We start from the raw sequence: 16,239 nt of genomic DNA on the forward strand, positions 1-16,239 counted from the left end.
TTTGCAAGGAGCGTAAGCTCAAACCTTCGCTAACAACCTATATGGTTATTGTAGCATTAGGATATTCTTTAACAAAAATAAATAAGAATATAGCTGTGATTATTAGCTATACTCTTATAATACGAGGGGTGTCGTTATGAAAATTAAAGTTACATTCGCTGATCAAGAAAGCATTGAAATGATTCACGAAAAATCTGTGTATATTTTAGAAAATATCGGTGTCATTATGCAGAGTAAGGAAGCATGTGAAATTTTCAAACGAAACGGTGCTAAAGTTGATGGAGAGAAAGTATTTGTTTCCAGAAAAATGCTTGATGACGCTTTAAAATCTTGTAAAAGTAAATTTGATTGGTATGGCCGTGGCAACTCTGTTACAGTCGGCGGTGGTGAAAGTCTGGTTTTCCCTTCATATGGTCCGAATTATGTGATTGAAAATGATGTTATGAGAAAACCAGATATAAATGACTATAAGAATTTTCATCGACTTCATGAATCGAGTGACGTGATCGATGGCGGAACACCATACATATTGGAACCCTGGGAAGTTCCTTCTGATATACGAGGCAACTATCGAATGGCTACTACTTTGAAGTATCATACCAAGCCGGTAATGGGCATGACAGCAGGTGCAGAATCTTCAAGAGACGCGATCAAAATGGCCAAGGAGTTTTACGGTGTCGACGACAGAGTTGTTTTGCTCGGACTTGTCAATGCCATAGATCCACTAAGGTATGCGACTGACATGATCGAATCTCTGATGGAGTACGCAAAAGAAAATCAAGGAATATTGTTGACTGCAGGTGGAATTCTTGGTTTGTCTACACCTTCTAGCTTGTTGGGTTCATTTGCTATAAATAATGCTGCAACATTGGCAGGCATAGTTTTGATTCAGCTAATAAATCCAGGGAATCCTATAATATATGGTTGTCAAGGAAGTAGTTCGAATTTAACTCAGATCACTAAGGCGTATGGAAATTTGGCGACCGCCAAGTCGATTTATTTAACAAAAGCGATCGCAGACTTTTATGGTCTTCCAAGTCGTTCTGGAGGTAGTGTAAATGATGCTAAGCAGGTAGATTATCAGGCAGGTGCAGAAACTTACTCAAATTTATTTGCATCGCTTGTCTCAGGTAGTGACTTCTTTATCATGGGTGCGGGTATTTTGGACACGATCAATGCTGTGGGCACAGAAAAGTTTATTTTGGATGAGTATTTGATAAAGGGCATAAAAAATCAAATAAGTGATTTAACAGTTGATGAGGATAGCTTCTTGATGAAAGATATTGAAAAAGTTGGAGCAGGTGGGAACTTTATTAATCGAAGAACATCAAAATATTACCGAAAAGACATTTACCTCAATCCTACTTTCAATAATAGCAACACCAATAACTGGATTGAAAGTGGATCACCTACAGTAGAGGAAAATGCACATAAGATCTATCTTGAAAGATTAGAGAATTGCATTGATCCTATTAACTCTCCAGAGCAAGAAAAATTGTTGGATAAGTTTATTCCGGCAGAATTCAAATAAAATAATAAAATATTGAGAGGATGAAATCAATGAATTTTGAAATGCTGACACAGGCAGTAGGAGAACTGGAAGATGAAAAGGCGTTGGAGCTTTTAAAAGAATTTGTTGCTACAAACCCAAGCGAAGAAGAAGCTAATAAAGCGGTCGCGGCGTGTCAAAAGGGAATGGCTCTTGTTGGTGATTTGTTTGAATCAGGAGAATACTTCGTAGGAGATCTGATCTTTGCAGGAGAACTTTTGACTGAAGCCATAGATATCCTAAAGCCGGTACTTGGTTCAGGAGAAGCAAAAAAAGTAGGCAGCATGGTTATCGCTACAGTACATGGAGATCTTCACGACATAGGAAAGAACATTTTCAAGAGTATGGCTGAAGCTGCAGGATTTGAAGTATACGATCTAGGTATTGATACTCCTGCCCAGGCTTTCATAGACAAGGTCAAAGAAACAAATGCACAAATCGTCGGAATGAGCGGAGTTCTTACTCTAGCTTTAGAATCCATGAAGGATACAGTAGAAGAAATCAAGGAAGCAGGACTTAGAGATGACGTCAAGATAATTATCGGCGGAAACCCTGTAACTAAAGAAGCTTGTGACCACATAGGTGCAGACGCATTTACTACAAACGCAGCTGAAGGGGTAAAAATCATCCAAGGCTGGTCTGCATAATAGTTTTATGAATAGAAGTTTGGAGGTATTACATTGATCATAATAGGAGAAAAAATCAACGGAGCAATTCCAGCGGTCAAGAAGGCCATTCAGGAAAAGGACGCTGATTTCATAAGAGACAGAGCAATAAAACAAGCGGAAGCGGGAGCGGACTTCATAGACGTATGCGCTTCAACTGCACCTGATGTGGAAGTTGAGACCCTTAAATGGCTTATAGACATAGTACAAGATGCAGTGGACACTCCCATCTGCATCGACAGTCCGGATCCGTTTTTCTTGAAAGAAGTACTTCCTTTCATCAAGAAACCGGGACTAATAAATTCTGTCAACTTGGAGAAGATCGAAGGATCAGACCAGGACAAGTGCGACGTGCTCTTCCCCTTGGTTGAGGGAACAGAGTGGGAGGTAATAGCCCTTACTTGCGACAGCGAGAACGGAACTCCAAGAGACGTTGAGACCAGAGTGGAGATTTCAAAGAAGATCATTGAGAAAGCCGCAACATTTGGTATCACCCCAGACAAGATACACATAGATCCATTGGTAATGGCGCTTTCAACAGACAACAATTCCTTGCTGAACTTTGTAGAGTCCATGAAGCAGGTAAAGGCCATTTATCCCACAGTAAAATTCACCTCAGGACTAAGCAACATATCTTTCGGGATGCCAAAGAGAAAAATCATCAATCAGAATTTCATGACCCTGGCAATTTATGAAGGCATGGATTCTGCCATAATGGATCCTCTAAACAAGGAGATAATGGGTTCCATATTTGCAACTGAAGCATTGCTTGGAAGAGACAAGCACACAAGAAAGTACAATGCGGCTGTTAGAAAAGAAAGAATTTAAAACCTTTCATATTGTAGTGCGAAGTTAAACATGGTGAAATCCAGTGCATTGAATCTAGAAATTATATAAAATGATCCAGGCTGGTATGCTTTTAAGCATACCAGCCTGATAATTAGAATCATTGATTGATTAGACGAACATTCTGAATGGGAATTTCAGCAAGAATTTTTTCAGCTTTTTCTATTTCAGCCATAAGGATCGCTTTATCTAATCCTAAATTTGTCCAACGGGTACAATCCGTCAAATCTCTGATTTCTTTATCTGATAGATCGATGTCGCCTTTATTCTTTGCAGCATACAGGCCACGCCAGACATAATCGCTCATTAAAACAGCTGTCCTTACCATTTTGTTATCTACATCCAGATTTAATTCTTTAGCGATAGAATATGTTTCCACAAAAAATGGACGGTAAATGTTTTCTTCATCCCACGTAGCGATATAGCATTCGAGATCTATGGGATCTTGCTTTATTTCTCGGAATATAAATCGAATCAATAATAGGTTAAAAAGAAAGTAATTGCTTTTATAAGGATAAAATGTTGATATTGCTCGAAGACTCCTCCGGATATGTTCGTTTACAAGATAATGACCGATACCGTATTTTCCATTTTCAAAGTAATAATAAATCAAGGAATGATTGATATCTGCCTCTTTGCAAATTTGGCGTACTGAGGTTTTCGTAAATCCTTGAGTAGCAAAAAGTTTTTTTGCTACGGTGAGAATTTTATCTCTAGTTTCTTTGCTTTTTTTATATGCCATAGTGTACCTCCATAGATAATATCAATTATAACATAATTAAGACATTGGAAACATATTATACAGTATAAAATATTTAAATTAAATTCGATTTAAAGAAAGTGGTGTTCAAAATGTATAAAAACATCGAAAAATATATTATGAGTGAAAAGTGGGAAAATTTATCAGAAGATGTACAAAAACAAGCGATAAAATGTATGATCGATCTCATAGGAGCAGTATCAGTAGGATACAAAACTTCTTCATCCTTAATAATGACAAATAGTGCTAAAAGATTATTTTCAGGTGATGAAGCTACTTTGCTTGTGACAGGAGAAAAAACCAGCATTACCGGGGCGGCCTTGGCCAATGGCATGGTGGCAAATGCATTGGATATAGATGATGGGTACAGCATGGTAAAAGGTCATCCTGGATGCGGAATATTTGCAGGCATTCTTGCGGCAGGCGAATACAAAAAGTTGGGATATAAAGAATTTTTAACAGCACTGGTGATAGGTTACGAAACGTCAATACGACATGGGATAGCAGTCCAAGACCATTACGGTTATTATCATGGTTCAGGATCGTGGGCAGCTTTTGGCACAGCTGCCGGAATGGGCAGGATATTGGGCATGTCAGAAGATGAAATCAGAGAAGCACTTGGGATAGCTGATTTCAATGCACCTTTAACGCCCGTAATGAGGTCCGTCCAAACCCCTGCAATGGGTAAAGATGGAGTTTATGGGGGCAGTATGATTGGTGCAGCGGCAATTATAATGGCACAAGAGGGAACAACAGCAAGAAGATATATTCTACATGAAAAAAAATATGCTGAGTTAGTTGATAGTTTAGGAGAAGAATACCAGTTTTTAGATTTATATTTCAAATTTTTCACATGTTGTCGATGGGCTCACGCACCCATAGTCGGAAGTATTGAACTGATGGAAAAGAATCATATCGATTATAAAAATATCAAAGAAGTAAACATTTTAACCTTCAAAGCTGCAGAAGCCTTGTACAAGGGCAAACCTGTTGATACTGAAGAAGCGCAGTACAATGTTTCTTATCCAATTGCAGCTGCAATAGTTCATGGAGAAGTGGGACCGGAACAAGTTTTAGATGACAAGATACATGATCTTGATGTTTTGGAATTAATGGACAAGATGAATTTTGTTGTAAAAGATGAGTTTGAAGAGGCATTTCCAGCAAAGCGTTTGTGCGAGGTGGAAATAATTTTAAAAGATGATTCAAAATATAATTCTGGATTGTGTCAACCCATCGGTGAACCGAGTGACAACATCACGATTGAGGATATTATTTCAAAATTTAAAAAACTGACCAAATCTGTTTACTCTCCAAGAAATCAAGACGCAATTCTGGAAGTCTTGAAGAATCCACATACAGATATAAAAATAGATGAAATTGTGCAGTTGATCATAAATTTGAGAAATGCAGTGTAAAAATTGTTAATCGCTCGAAAATATTGAAAATAGATGAGAAAAGCAATTTAAAAACGAATAAGAAAATTTAGAGGCCTATTTCTGGATATTATCAGAATATAGGTTTTATTTTATCAAACAAATGAAATAGAATAAATGTCATTAATTTTGTTTACGCCCCAAGTCATATTGTTATAAAATCTGAATATTGATATACTGTACTAGCAAGAAAAAAACAGTTACAAACCCATGTGTTTTAAGTTATAATAAATATTCGTATTTTAAAATGATGTTGAGTTTTGTTAGATCGAGAGGAGAAATAGTTTTGGGAATTTTTAGTAAATCGTATATAGGCATAGATCTAGGAACAGCTAATACGCTGGTTGCAGTTAAAGGAAAAGGAATAATAATCAGAGAGCCTTCAGTAGTTGCTATTGACAAGAACAAGAAAGAGGTCATTGCAGTAGGGATAGAAGCCAAGCGAATGATAGGAAAAACACCTGGGAATATAGTTGCAGTCAGGCCTTTGAAGGAAGGCGTCATAGCAGATTTTAATATAACACAAAAAATGTTGAAGTATTTTATGGGAAAGGCCATGAAGGGTTTTAATTTGTCAAAGCCCAGAGTTTTGATTGGCATACCTTCCGACATAACTGAAGTTGAAAGAAAAGCTGTGATCGAGGCAGCCCAAATGTCTGGAGCAAAAGAAGTGGGACTCATAGAGGAAGCTTTGGCTACCGCCATAGGAGCAGGACTTCCGGTAAATGAACCCACCGGTAGCATGGTTGTGGATATAGGTGGTGGAACGACAGACATAGCCGTCATAAGTCTGGGAGGAATGGTAGTGTCAAATTCCGTCAGGATAGGCGGAGATGACTTTGATGAAGCGATCATACAATACATTAAGAACAAGCACAATCTCATGATTGGAGATAGAACCGCTGAAATGATAAAAATCAGCATAGCTTCTGCAAGCGGTATAAATGAGGACAATACCATGGAAATAAAGGGGAGAGATTTGGTTTCAGGGCTTCCAAAGACGGTAGTTTTAGATGAAAGGCAAGTTTATGAGGCTATCAGACCTACCATTTTCAGCATCATAGATAAAGTAAAGAGCGTCTTGGAAAAGACACCACCGGAACTTTTGTCTGACATATTGAACGGTGGAATTGCCTTGACTGGCGGTGGAGCATTTTTATCCGGATTGGATGAGTTGATTTCTCAAGAAACCGGAGTGGAGTGTTATGTTGCCAATGACCCTTTGGATTGTGTGGCAAAAGGAACGGAAATGGTTTTGGAGCAAGGATACATGAATATTATTTTTTCTCAAGCCTGATTCATTAGGAGGGTTTGCAATTGAAATTTTTTGAAAAAAACAAGTTCTTCATAATTGCCGCCCTGGTATTGGGAATGCTGATAACAGGAATGGGCATAACCGCCAATGGACGCGAAGACACTACTTTGCCTGAAGGTTTGGCAAGTGCCGGTTTCGGAACAGTAAGCGGTTTATTTTACAATGGGTCAAGTTACGTTAGAGAGTTCTATTCCTTTGTGACTGATCTGAGTGAATTAAGAGATGAAAATGAAAATCTTAAAGAACTCAACAGTGATTATAAAAACAGGCTGACCGATTATGAACGAATGAAAAATGAAAACCTGGAGTTGAAAAGCTTGCTGGAGTTTAAGGAAGAAAATTTTCAATACGAATATATCACAGCTTCAGTAGTTTCAATAGATCCGGATTATGGTTTTAATGTTTTTGTACTAAACAGAGGAAGTAATGACGGAGTTCAAAATAATATGAGTGTTGTCATTAAAGAAGGCCTGGTAGGCAGGATAGTAGAAACATCCATGTTCACATCAAAGGTGATTGCCGTCACCGATCGCAACAGCATGTTCAACGGCATTTGTGTCAGGACAGGCGAATATATAAGGCTGACTGGAGACGAAGATTACACGATCAAAGGATTTATGGATATGGATGCCGACATAATTCCGGGAGACATATTTATAACATCGGGACTAACAGGGAGTTTTAAAAAAGACCTGGTTATTGGAGAGGCATTGGAAGTTGAAACTCCCCAGGGAAAATTGGAAAAACACATCAAAATCCTTCCGGCAGTTGACATGGAAATGATTAAAAATGTGCTCATTATAAAATAGCGGGTGATGGCTTGAGAACAATAGGAATAACTTTGGTTTTAATAATGGAATTGGTTTTACAGGCCACTTTTTTTCAATTTTTCAACATCAATGGACACTCCCCCGACTTTGTTTTGGTTACCCTGATAGTCATAGGGATATATTTTGAAAAAGAGGAATCATGGAAATACGGGTTGATCATAGGGATACTTAAGGATGTGTTTTTTGGCATAGTTTTTGGTGTCTATTCCTTGCTTTACTTTGTTGTAGTGATAATAATAAGCTGGATAGGCAAAAGCATGTTCAAGGAAAGTCTGGTCGCACCCTTGATACTGTTTCCTGTAGGGATACTGGTATCCAACTTATTGCTGTTTTTGATAAACTATCTATTGGGTAAAGGAATCGCATTTAGCGAATTTGTGGCTGCAAGAGGACCTGTTTACTTGGCGGTCAACTTGGTTGGAACTTTAATTGTATATACTTTGTTTAACATGCTGAGAAAACGGGGATATCTGCTGGATAAAACAAGAATTTGACTTGGGTCAAGGTGATTGAATGATCGTAAATGAAAAAAAAATAAGATTTCCATTTATTTATGGCGTACTGCTGCTTGTAATGACCCTTTTTTTGTTCAGACTGGCACAACTGCAAATTGTTGAGGGAGATTATTACAGTAAGGTAGCGGACAATAAAATGCTTCAAAAAATCAGTGAATCTGCACCAAGAGGAAACATCCTTACTGATGACGGTTACGTGGTGGCAAAAAACAGAATAGGTTATTCCGTGAACCTTACATATGCAAGCATGGATGAAGAAGTCAGGAACAACGTGTTTCTAACTTTATTTGACATTCTGGAAAGCAATGAAGAAAAATTTGCGGATGAATTTCCCATTGTAATTGAAGAAGGAAGGTTTGTTTTTACATACGAAATAGACGAAAAAAACTGGAAAATTGAAAATGATATACCGGTAGATGCAAATGCTCATGAAACATTGCAGGTTTTGAGAGAACGATATAACGTAAAAGCAGAGGTCAATGACACGGTTGCTCTGGAAGCAATCGAGAAAGTGCATCTGGATAAAAGTCTTCCAATAATAAATCAGGATGAAGATTTAATATTTAGATTTTCCTCTCAGGAAAAGTCGTGGAAAAAATCTTATGGCTTTAAGGAGGAAGAGTACGATTTTACTGCTGCTGAATCTTTTGAAAAACTCAGATCAAGTTTTGGGATCGATGAAAGTTATACCAATGAAGATGCTAGAAAAATCATGGTTTTCAGACAGATGCTAAAAAACCAGGGTTTTAGATCCTGGGAACCAGTGGAGATAACAAGAGACATAGATTTAAAGACGGTTCTCCAAATCGATGAGAACATACATAACTTGCCGGGAGTCAGTGTAACAGCAAAACCTATCAGGGATTATCCCTATGCCAATTTAGCTTCCCATGTGATCGGTTATATTGGTAAAGTGGGCGAAGCAGATGTTGAAAATGGGTATAAGTTAAATGATATGAAGGGAATATCGGGAATTGAGTATTCTTACGAAGAATATCTAAAGGGAGAAGACGGTATTAGCCTTGCCATAACAGATTATTTGGGACGGCCCCAGAATAGCGGCATAGAAGAATCCATCGATCCCATACCGGGATCTGATGTCATTACGACAATAGACTACGATTTGCAGAAAACTGCTGAAGCAGCCTTGGTAGATCAAATAAAAGCCATCAGAGAAAACAACAGAGCACCCCAGGCCAGTTCTGGTGCCGTAGTCGCGATCGATGTGAAAACTGGCGGAGTTCTCGCTTTGGCGAGTTATCCGGACTACGACCCCAATCTTTTTGCAACCGGAATCAGTACCGAAGATTGGCAGAAACTGAATATAATGGTTGATGACCCACTCTATCCAAAGCCATTATATAATAATGCTACTTTGACGGCGCTTCAACCTGGATCGACGTTCAAGCCAATGATGGCCATAGCAGGTCTGGAAGAAGGTAAAATAACAACTACCAGCACGATTTATTGCAGGGGAGTGCACCCTATTTTCACACAATTCAGCTGTCTTTCCGTTCATGGAAGTGAAAATGTGGTCGAAGCTATAAGAGATTCCTGTAACGTGTACTTTTATGAGACGGGCTATAGACTGGGTGTTGACAAAATAGAGTACTACGCCGCTTCTTTTGGATTGGGTAAGAAAACCGGTCTGGAAATAGCCGAATCATCAGGATACCTTGCTACTAAAGCCGACAAAAAACAAATATGGACGTATTCCACATCCGATTATATACGAAATACCATTGGTATAGAAGGAACTGCAACTATAATCAATAGTGAAGGGAATGAGCAGCTGGTATACAAATCATATGCCATTGCCAAGGAACTATTTGAAGAAGTGGATGAGGAATATTCTTCTTACGGAGATGTTTATCGAAAATCAGCGGAAGTACTGGAAAAATATAATATTAAGGAAACGAAGTATTTACATAGGATCACCGAGTATTTGCTGGCGGGCAGATGGGTTGTTTCCGACACAATAAATGCATCGATAGGCCAAGGTGGAAATTCTTTCACGCCTATTCAATTGGCAAATTACATCGCAACACTTGTGAATGGCGGAAACAGGATGGAAACGTATTTGGTAGACAGTGTGGTAGACAACAGCGGAGAAATTGTATATGAAAAGACTCCAAAGGTATTGGAAACCATAGAAATAAATGATAAAAATCTGGATGCTGTCAAACAGGGTATGAAATTGGTAACTACAAATGGTACTGCCAGATCTGCATTTGCAGGATTTGATCATTCTGGAATAGGTGTTGGAGGCAAGACTGGAACCGCTCAGTATGGTTCAAAAACAGTTGACAATACTGCATGGTTTGTAGGGTTTGCTCCTTATGAAGAACCTGAGATAGCAATTGTTGTCTTGATCATACAGGGGAAAACAAGTTCGAATACGGTTCCGGTCGCCAGAAAGGTTCTGGATACATATTTCTATGACAACATGACCTATGAAGAAAGACTGGAAAAGGAAGCTTTGGAAAAACTTGAAGAAGATAACGAGCTTTCTGAAGAACAAATTGATGAACAAATAGATGAACAAATGGAGGGTGAGTCCCTTGTTGATTGAAAAATACATAGAGAAAAAAATCGAAAAAAAGGATATGGACTGGGTAAAAACAAGGGAAAGTTACGGAATAGCCGGCAGTGTCGTCGGAATATTATGCAACATAGTTCTATTTATCGTGAAATTGACTTTAGGCCTCTTGTCCGGTAGCATATCACTTTTAGCGGACAGCGTGAACAATTTATCCGATGTAGGGACCAATATCGTTACACTGGTGGGTTTTAAAATGTCTGCAAAACCTGCAGACAGGGAACACCCTTTTGGTCACGGTAGAACAGAATACATTTCTTCTTTTTCAGTATCTTTCATTATTCTTCTGCTAGGATACGAATTGTTCAAGAGTTCTTTTGAAAGAATCCTTCATCCGGTAGATTTAAAAACAAATTTTATCAATATTTCTATAATTTCACTTACCGTGTTGGTGAAAATTTGGCTGTCGTTTTTTTACAAAAGGTTGTCTGTAAAAATCGATTCCCACGCTTTGGAAGCGGCGTCAGTTGACAGCAGAAATGATGTTTTGGCAACCGGAACAGTGTTGATTTCCTTTGCAGCATTTGGCTTGACAGGTTTGAACATTGATGGATATATAGGCTTGCTTGTAGCATGTTTCATAATTTATAATGGATTCCAGTTTATCGGAGAATCCATGAATACTCTCATAGGGGTACAACCCGATGATGGTCTGATTGAAAAAATTTATGATTATATACAGAGTTATGATGGGGTGATCAGTCTTCATGACATAATAGTTCATGATTATGGTCCTGTCTCAAAAATGGTTAGTGCCCATGTGGAAATATCTGCCGACTACAGTCTTGTAGTGGCACATGAAATAGTGGATCAGATAGAAAGAAACATATACAACGATATGGGCATATCATTGGTGGTCCATATAGATCCTGTAGAGAAAGAGTGTGCTACCAGTGCCACAATCAAGGATGGATTGGAGAAATATCTTTTAGGATACGGCCAAGAAGTCGACATTCATGATTTTAGGATTTTGGAGGATGAAAATGTAGTAATTTTTGATTTGGTGTTTCCTGAAAAATTCGAAGGAAGCATTGAAAATATGCGCACCAGTATCAATCTTTATCTGAAAAGTAAGTACGATTACGATTTTCTTCTCAATATAAGAAAAGAAAAGCGGTATATTTAATTATAAGTAAAATTTGCATTGTGCAGGATTATGTGTTACACTTAATATATTAACGCGGGGTGGAGCAGCTGGAAGCTCGTCGGGCTCATAACCCGGAGGTCGCAGGTTCGAATCCTGTCCCCGCAACCAAGATATTGCAACCTTCCTTTCAGGAAGGTTTTTTTATTGTGTTTTTGTATATCAACTTTAACTTGACATGAGATATCATGTGTCATAATATAAAACTGACCGACCGGTCAGTCGAAATCAGGAGGGTAAACATGTTATCTAAATTCAGCGTTAAAAAACCATATACTGTATTTGTAGCAGTTGTATTAATATTATTGTTGGGAACCATATCTTTTATGAATCTGCAAACAGACCTTTTACCAAGCTTGGAATTGCCGTATGTCGTGGTTTTGACTCCTTACCCTGGAGCCAGTCCTGAAGAAGTTGAAACGATAGTTACACGGCCTTTGGAACAAGTACTGGCCACAACGACAAATATAAAAAATGTCAGTTCGGTATCCAACGAAAATTCATCCATGATTATTCTGGAATTCAACGGTGGAGCGAATATGGATTCTGTAATGATAGAAGTCAACGGGAATCTCGACCTCATAAAGGGAAATTGGAGTGATGAGGTGGGTTCGCCGACAGTTGTCAAGATGAATCCGGATATGCTTCCAATTATGATAGCAGCAGTGGACGTGGAGGGCATGGATATTTCTGAAGTTTCCAGATTTACCAGTGACACACTTATTCCCGAACTTGAAAGCATAGAGGGCGTTGCATCGGTAGAAGGAACAGGTTTGGTGGAGGAAAAAATCCAAGTAAAAATTCTTCAGGAAAACATAGATGAAATAAATAAAAGCCTGTTGAGCAATATAGACAGGGAATTATCCAGTGCGGAAGATGACATGATCAAGGCAAAGAAAGAAATGGAATCAGCATTGACAGCGTTGAATTCGGAATATGAAAAACAACTTTCTCAGTTGAATCAAGGACAAACTGCAATTAACGATGCGAAAAACGAGCTTGAAGAAGGCGAAAATGCCTTGATATCGGCAAAAGCTCAATTAAGTACGCAAATAAGCCAGTCTCAACTTCTTTTAGATGGAGCGAACTTGGCGGAAATTGAAATATTGGAACAAATTTCTCAGTTGGAAGCGGTAGAATCTCCTACTGAGGAACAGCTTGGATCCTTGGAATTGTTGCGCAATACTCTTGAGGAGACTCAAACACGAAAAACAGAACTGGAAAACACTTTGCTGCAACTGAATCTGGGACTTGAAGAAATAGAAGGACAGTTGACAGCCTTGAACGCCGGAAAAGAGGAAATAGACGCTCAACAGGATCAGCTTACTCAAGGTAGAATTACTATGAATGTTGAAATAAACGATGCCAAATCGCAATTGGAGGAAGGATTGAAGCAGATAGAATCGGGGCTCGAAGAATTGGAAGACTCCAAGGAAAAAGCCTTCGAAAGTTCGGATCTGGGTTCAATGATCACTGTAGACATGATTTCTGGTATTTTGACGGCGCAGAATTTCTCAATGCCTGCAGGATATGTATCCGGTGAGACAGGTGATTATCTTGTGAAAATCGGTGATGACATAACAGATGTGGAAGAAATGAAAAGCTTGCTGCTTTTTGACACTAAAACAGATGATATCGGTAAAATTTATTTGCAAGATGTGGCAAAAGTGGAATATGTGGACAATTCAGGAGAGCTATATGCCAAAGTCAACGGAAAAGATGCCGTCATCCTGACTTTTCAAAAGCAGAGCAATTACTCTACGGCAATTGTAGCATCTGCGATAAGAGACAGGATCAATGAGGTTGAAGAATCACGTGAAAACACAACGATAACACCTCTGATGGATCAGGGAATATATATCGATATTGTAATTGATTCTGTTTTAAACAATCTTTTATACGGTAGTTTGCTGGCGATAATAGTTTTGCTTGTTTTTTTAAGGGATATAAAACCTACGATAATAGTTGCATTATCTATCCCGATAAGCTTGGTTTTTGCAATAGCCATGATGTACTTTACCGGGGTGACAATAAACATAATATCTTTAGGAGGACTGGCTTTGGGGGTCGGCATGCTTGTTGACAATTCAGTTGTAGTAATTGAAAATGTCTACAGGCTAAAAAACGAAGGGATGTCTTCATTCAAGGCCTCGATTGAAGGAGCCAAACAGGTTTCCGGTGCCTTAACGGCCTCAACCCTGACAACAACAGCTGTATTTTTGCCAGTTGTATTCACTCAAGGGATTTCAAGGCAAATATTTACCGATATGGGACTGACAATTGGATATTCTTTGATTGCCAGTTTGATCATAGCCTTGACTTTGGTCCCGGTCATGTCTTCCGGTATTTTTAAAAATCTCCAGGAAAAAGATCATAAATTTTTCAAAAAATTTGTCGATGTATATGCAAAGACTTTAAAGGGAGCGTTGAAAAAGAAGGCTTTGGTTATAATTCTGGTATTGGGAATGTTGGGTGTTAGCGTATATGCAGCAGCTTCCATGGGAACTGCTTTCATACCGGAAATGGATGGAACAGAAATGTCTGTGACTTTAGAGATGGACAAGGATCTCACTTTTGAAGAACGATCTCAAATTTCTGATGAGGTAGTGGATAGGATCGCCGGCATCGAAGGGATTGAAACAATTGGAGCTTTTTCTTCCGGAAGCGGAGGAATGATGGGAATGGGTGGATCGGCCAACAGCATGTCCTTATATATATTACTGGATGAAAATAAAACAAGATCCAACAACCAGATTTCAGCTGATATAATGAAAAACACCGAGGATCTGAACGTTGAGATAAGCGTATCAACTTCAAATATGAATTTGGGCGCCATCGCAGGCAATGGCATGGAAGTAATAATAAAAGGCAGAGAAATTGACACTTTAAAAGAAATTTCTTTAGACATCGAGAAGCTTTTGGAAGAGACAGAGGGAATGATCAGTGTTGAAACCGGATTTGAAGAAAATGCCATGGAAATCAGAGTGGCAGTCGATAAGGAAAATGCCATGGAAAAGGGCCTGACCGTAGCCCAGGTTTTTGCAGCCGTGAGCAAAAGTATATCAGAAGGACAGAGATCCACTTCTTTAAATATAGAGAACAAGGATTACCCGGTAATCGTAGTCGATGACAAAAGCGAGACTATCACCAGAGAAAACATTGAGAACCTGGAGATACAAGTGGAAATAGACGGAGAGAAAGAGATCATTCTTTTGGGGGACATATCCATCATCGAGGAAACTCAGGGGCTTTCGTCCATAAGCAGAGATGCTCAGGAAAGATACGTATCAGTTACCGGTGAAGTGGGTCCCGATCACAACATAGGCCTGGTGAGTAGAGAGTTTGAAGAAAAATTGAATGATTATGAAGTTCCTGAGGGTTACGATGTAAAAATTGCCGGAGAGACTGAAACCATAAATGAAACTTTGGGGGATTTGATTAAAATGATTTCCCTGGCAATAATTTTTGTGTATTTGATCATGGTGGCTCAGTTCCAATCCTTGCTTTCTCCACTTATTGTAATGTTTACCATACCTTTGGCATTTACAGGAGGATTTCTGGCATTGTTTCTCACTGGTAGCGAGATCAGCGTCATATCCATGCTGGGATTTTTGGTCTTGAGTGGAGTGGTGGTTAATAACGGTATAGTGTTTGTGGACTACACAAATCAGTTAATGGATAAGGGTTTTACCAGGACAGAGGCGTTGATTGAAACCGGAAAGGTAAGGATAAGACCCATACTAATGACTGCTATCACAACAATACTGGGACTTTCCACATTGTCCATTGGAATGGGCATGGGAGCCGAAATGCTTCAACCACTGGCGATAACAGCTATCGGAGGATTGACTTATGCCACGTTACTTACTTTGTATGTAGTTCCTGTCATGTACGACATTTTCAACAAAAAAAGCAAGGTAAAGAATCAGGAGACTAAGATATGATATCAAAAACAAAAAATAGAGAGTATTCGGAAAAGGAAAAGGCAATTCTTGAAAGCACAGTCAAGATCTTGAGTCAGGGTACCAATCCATACAGCGTAAAGGTCAGCGAGATTGCGGAACTGGCCGGTGTCGGGAAGGGGACCGTCTATGAGTACTTCAAATCCAAGGAAGAAGTGCTATACAACAGCATCGTTTTTTGCATACACACAGAAATGAATTCGGTAAAAAGAAAGTTAATTGAAGCTGAGACGTTTGTAGACAGGCTCGAGATAGCCATGTCAAGTGTTTCGGAAAATCTTAAAAACAAGTTTTCAGCCTTTAATTTGATGTCCAATGGAAACTGGTTCAAGGAATTTTTTCCGAAAAATATTCACCATGAAGACAATTGTTTTACTGAATTAAAAGCTGTGGAAGAAATAATCGATTTGATAGTAGAGGCGGGAGAAAGAGAAAAATACATGCTGAAAACAGACAGTGTTTTTTACAAGAGAATGGTGATCAAGAATGCCTTGTTTTCTTACGGACACTACCTGCTCTTTGAAAGAAATTTTGATATAATGATCAAGAATGGCGATATAAAAAGCGACATATATAAAATGGTTGTCAGGTCGTTGAAAGAAAGCGAGGATAGATAAC

Annotated in this window: 12 protein-coding genes and 1 tRNA gene; 12 read left to right on the plus strand and 1 reads right to left on the minus strand. The window is 38.8% G+C overall.

The window, feature by feature from the left end; translation table 11 throughout:
* Positions 1–136 precede the first annotated feature (136 nt).
* Genes IWB18_RS05395 through IWB18_RS05405 form a run of 3 tightly spaced genes read left to right on the plus strand, consistent with a single transcriptional unit; the run spans position 137 to position 3,042 of the window.
* Positions 137–1,531, plus strand: a complete 1,395-nt coding sequence (locus tag IWB18_RS05395) for a trimethylamine methyltransferase family protein (protein ID WP_195682594.1) — start codon at positions 137–139, stop codon at positions 1,529–1,531.
* A 29-nt stretch (positions 1,532–1,560) separates the two neighbouring features.
* A complete protein-coding gene (locus tag IWB18_RS05400) occupies positions 1,561–2,196 on the plus strand; it encodes a cobalamin B12-binding domain-containing protein (protein WP_408626599.1) in 636 nt (211 codons plus the stop codon).
* A gap of 33 nt (positions 2,197–2,229) precedes the next feature.
* The gene (locus tag IWB18_RS05405) at positions 2,230–3,042 is read left to right on the plus strand and encodes a methyltetrahydrofolate cobalamin methyltransferase (RefSeq protein WP_195681694.1); all 813 of its coding nucleotides are present in this window, start codon (positions 2,230–2,232) and stop codon (positions 3,040–3,042) included.
* Between the two features lie 118 nt (positions 3,043–3,160).
* On the opposite strand, the gene IWB18_RS05410 is transcribed toward IWB18_RS05405, so the two are convergent.
* A complete protein-coding gene (locus IWB18_RS05410; RefSeq protein ID WP_195682596.1) occupies positions 3,161–3,802 on the minus strand; it encodes a TetR/AcrR family transcriptional regulator in 642 nt (213 codons plus the stop codon).
* 110 nt (positions 3,803–3,912) lie between these two features.
* Between IWB18_RS05410 and IWB18_RS05415 the strand changes: the two genes are divergently transcribed.
* The 9 genes from IWB18_RS05415 to IWB18_RS05455 all read left to right on the plus strand — a co-directional run bounded on the left by IWB18_RS05415 (position 3,913) and on the right by IWB18_RS05455 (position 16,238).
* Complete coding sequence (locus IWB18_RS05415) at positions 3,913–5,238, plus strand: MmgE/PrpD family protein (RefSeq protein ID WP_225877774.1); 1,326 nt, start codon at positions 3,913–3,915, stop codon at positions 5,236–5,238.
* Between the two features lie 304 nt (positions 5,239–5,542).
* Positions 5,543–6,553: a rod shape-determining protein gene (mreB, locus tag IWB18_RS05420; RefSeq protein WP_269747908.1), complete on the plus strand. Its 1,011-nt coding sequence runs from the start codon at positions 5,543–5,545 to the stop codon at positions 6,551–6,553.
* A 20-nt stretch (positions 6,554–6,573) separates the two neighbouring features.
* Positions 6,574–7,380: a rod shape-determining protein MreC gene (gene mreC, locus IWB18_RS05425; RefSeq protein WP_195682599.1), complete on the plus strand. Its 807-nt coding sequence runs from the start codon at positions 6,574–6,576 to the stop codon at positions 7,378–7,380.
* Between the two features lie 11 nt (positions 7,381–7,391).
* Positions 7,392–7,895 (plus strand): rod shape-determining protein MreD, encoded by a 504-nt coding sequence (mreD, locus tag IWB18_RS05430; protein WP_195682600.1) that lies wholly within the window; start codon positions 7,392–7,394, stop codon positions 7,893–7,895.
* A 19-nt stretch (positions 7,896–7,914) separates the two neighbouring features.
* Positions 7,915–10,488 carry a penicillin-binding transpeptidase domain-containing protein gene (locus tag IWB18_RS05435; RefSeq protein ID WP_195682601.1) on the plus strand — a complete coding sequence of 858 codons (2,574 nt, stop codon included), beginning with the start codon at positions 7,915–7,917 and terminating at the stop codon, positions 10,486–10,488.
* On the plus strand, positions 10,478–11,641 hold the full coding sequence (locus tag IWB18_RS05440) for a cation diffusion facilitator family transporter (protein WP_195682602.1): 1,164 nt from the start codon (positions 10,478–10,480) through the stop codon (positions 11,639–11,641). The genes IWB18_RS05435 and IWB18_RS05440 overlap by 11 nt, the downstream gene beginning before the upstream one ends.
* 53 nt (positions 11,642–11,694) lie before the next feature.
* Positions 11,695–11,770, plus strand: a tRNA-Met gene (locus IWB18_RS05445).
* A gap of 131 nt (positions 11,771–11,901) precedes the next feature.
* The gene (locus IWB18_RS05450; protein WP_195682603.1) at positions 11,902–15,603 is read left to right on the plus strand and encodes an efflux RND transporter permease subunit; all 3,702 of its coding nucleotides are present in this window, start codon (positions 11,902–11,904) and stop codon (positions 15,601–15,603) included.
* Entirely contained in the window at positions 15,600–16,238 is a 639-nt protein-coding gene (locus IWB18_RS05455; protein ID WP_195682604.1) for a TetR/AcrR family transcriptional regulator, read from the plus strand. The genes IWB18_RS05450 and IWB18_RS05455 overlap by 4 nt, the downstream gene beginning before the upstream one ends.
* The last annotated feature ends 1 nt before the right edge of the window (position 16,239 follow it).

This window comes from Alkalibacter mobilis, from assembly GCF_015594845.1.
Taxonomy (GTDB): domain Bacteria; phylum Bacillota; class Clostridia; order Eubacteriales; family Alkalibacteraceae; genus Alkalibacter; species Alkalibacter mobilis.

Bases quoted from the DNA above. Each gene is read 5' to 3' on its own strand.
- IWB18_RS05415 (WP_225877774.1), top strand. From the start codon at position 3,913: ATGTATAAAAACATCGAAAAATATATTATGAGTGAAAAGTGGGAAAAT.
- IWB18_RS05395 (WP_195682594.1), top strand. From the start codon at position 137: ATGAAAATTAAAGTTACATTCGCTGATCAAGAAAGCATTGAAATGATT.
- IWB18_RS05435 (WP_195682601.1), top strand. From the start codon at position 7,915: ATGATCGTAAATGAAAAAAAAATAAGATTTCCATTTATTTATGGCGTA.
- IWB18_RS05410 (WP_195682596.1), bottom strand. From the start codon at position 3,802: ATGGCATATAAAAAAAGCAAAGAAACTAGAGATAAAATTCTCACCGTA.
- IWB18_RS05400 (WP_408626599.1), top strand. From the start codon at position 1,561: ATGAATTTTGAAATGCTGACACAGGCAGTAGGAGAACTGGAAGATGAA.
- IWB18_RS05450 (WP_195682603.1), top strand. From the start codon at position 11,902: ATGTTATCTAAATTCAGCGTTAAAAAACCATATACTGTATTTGTAGCA.
- IWB18_RS05455 (WP_195682604.1), top strand. From the start codon at position 15,600: ATGATATCAAAAACAAAAAATAGAGAGTATTCGGAAAAGGAAAAGGCA.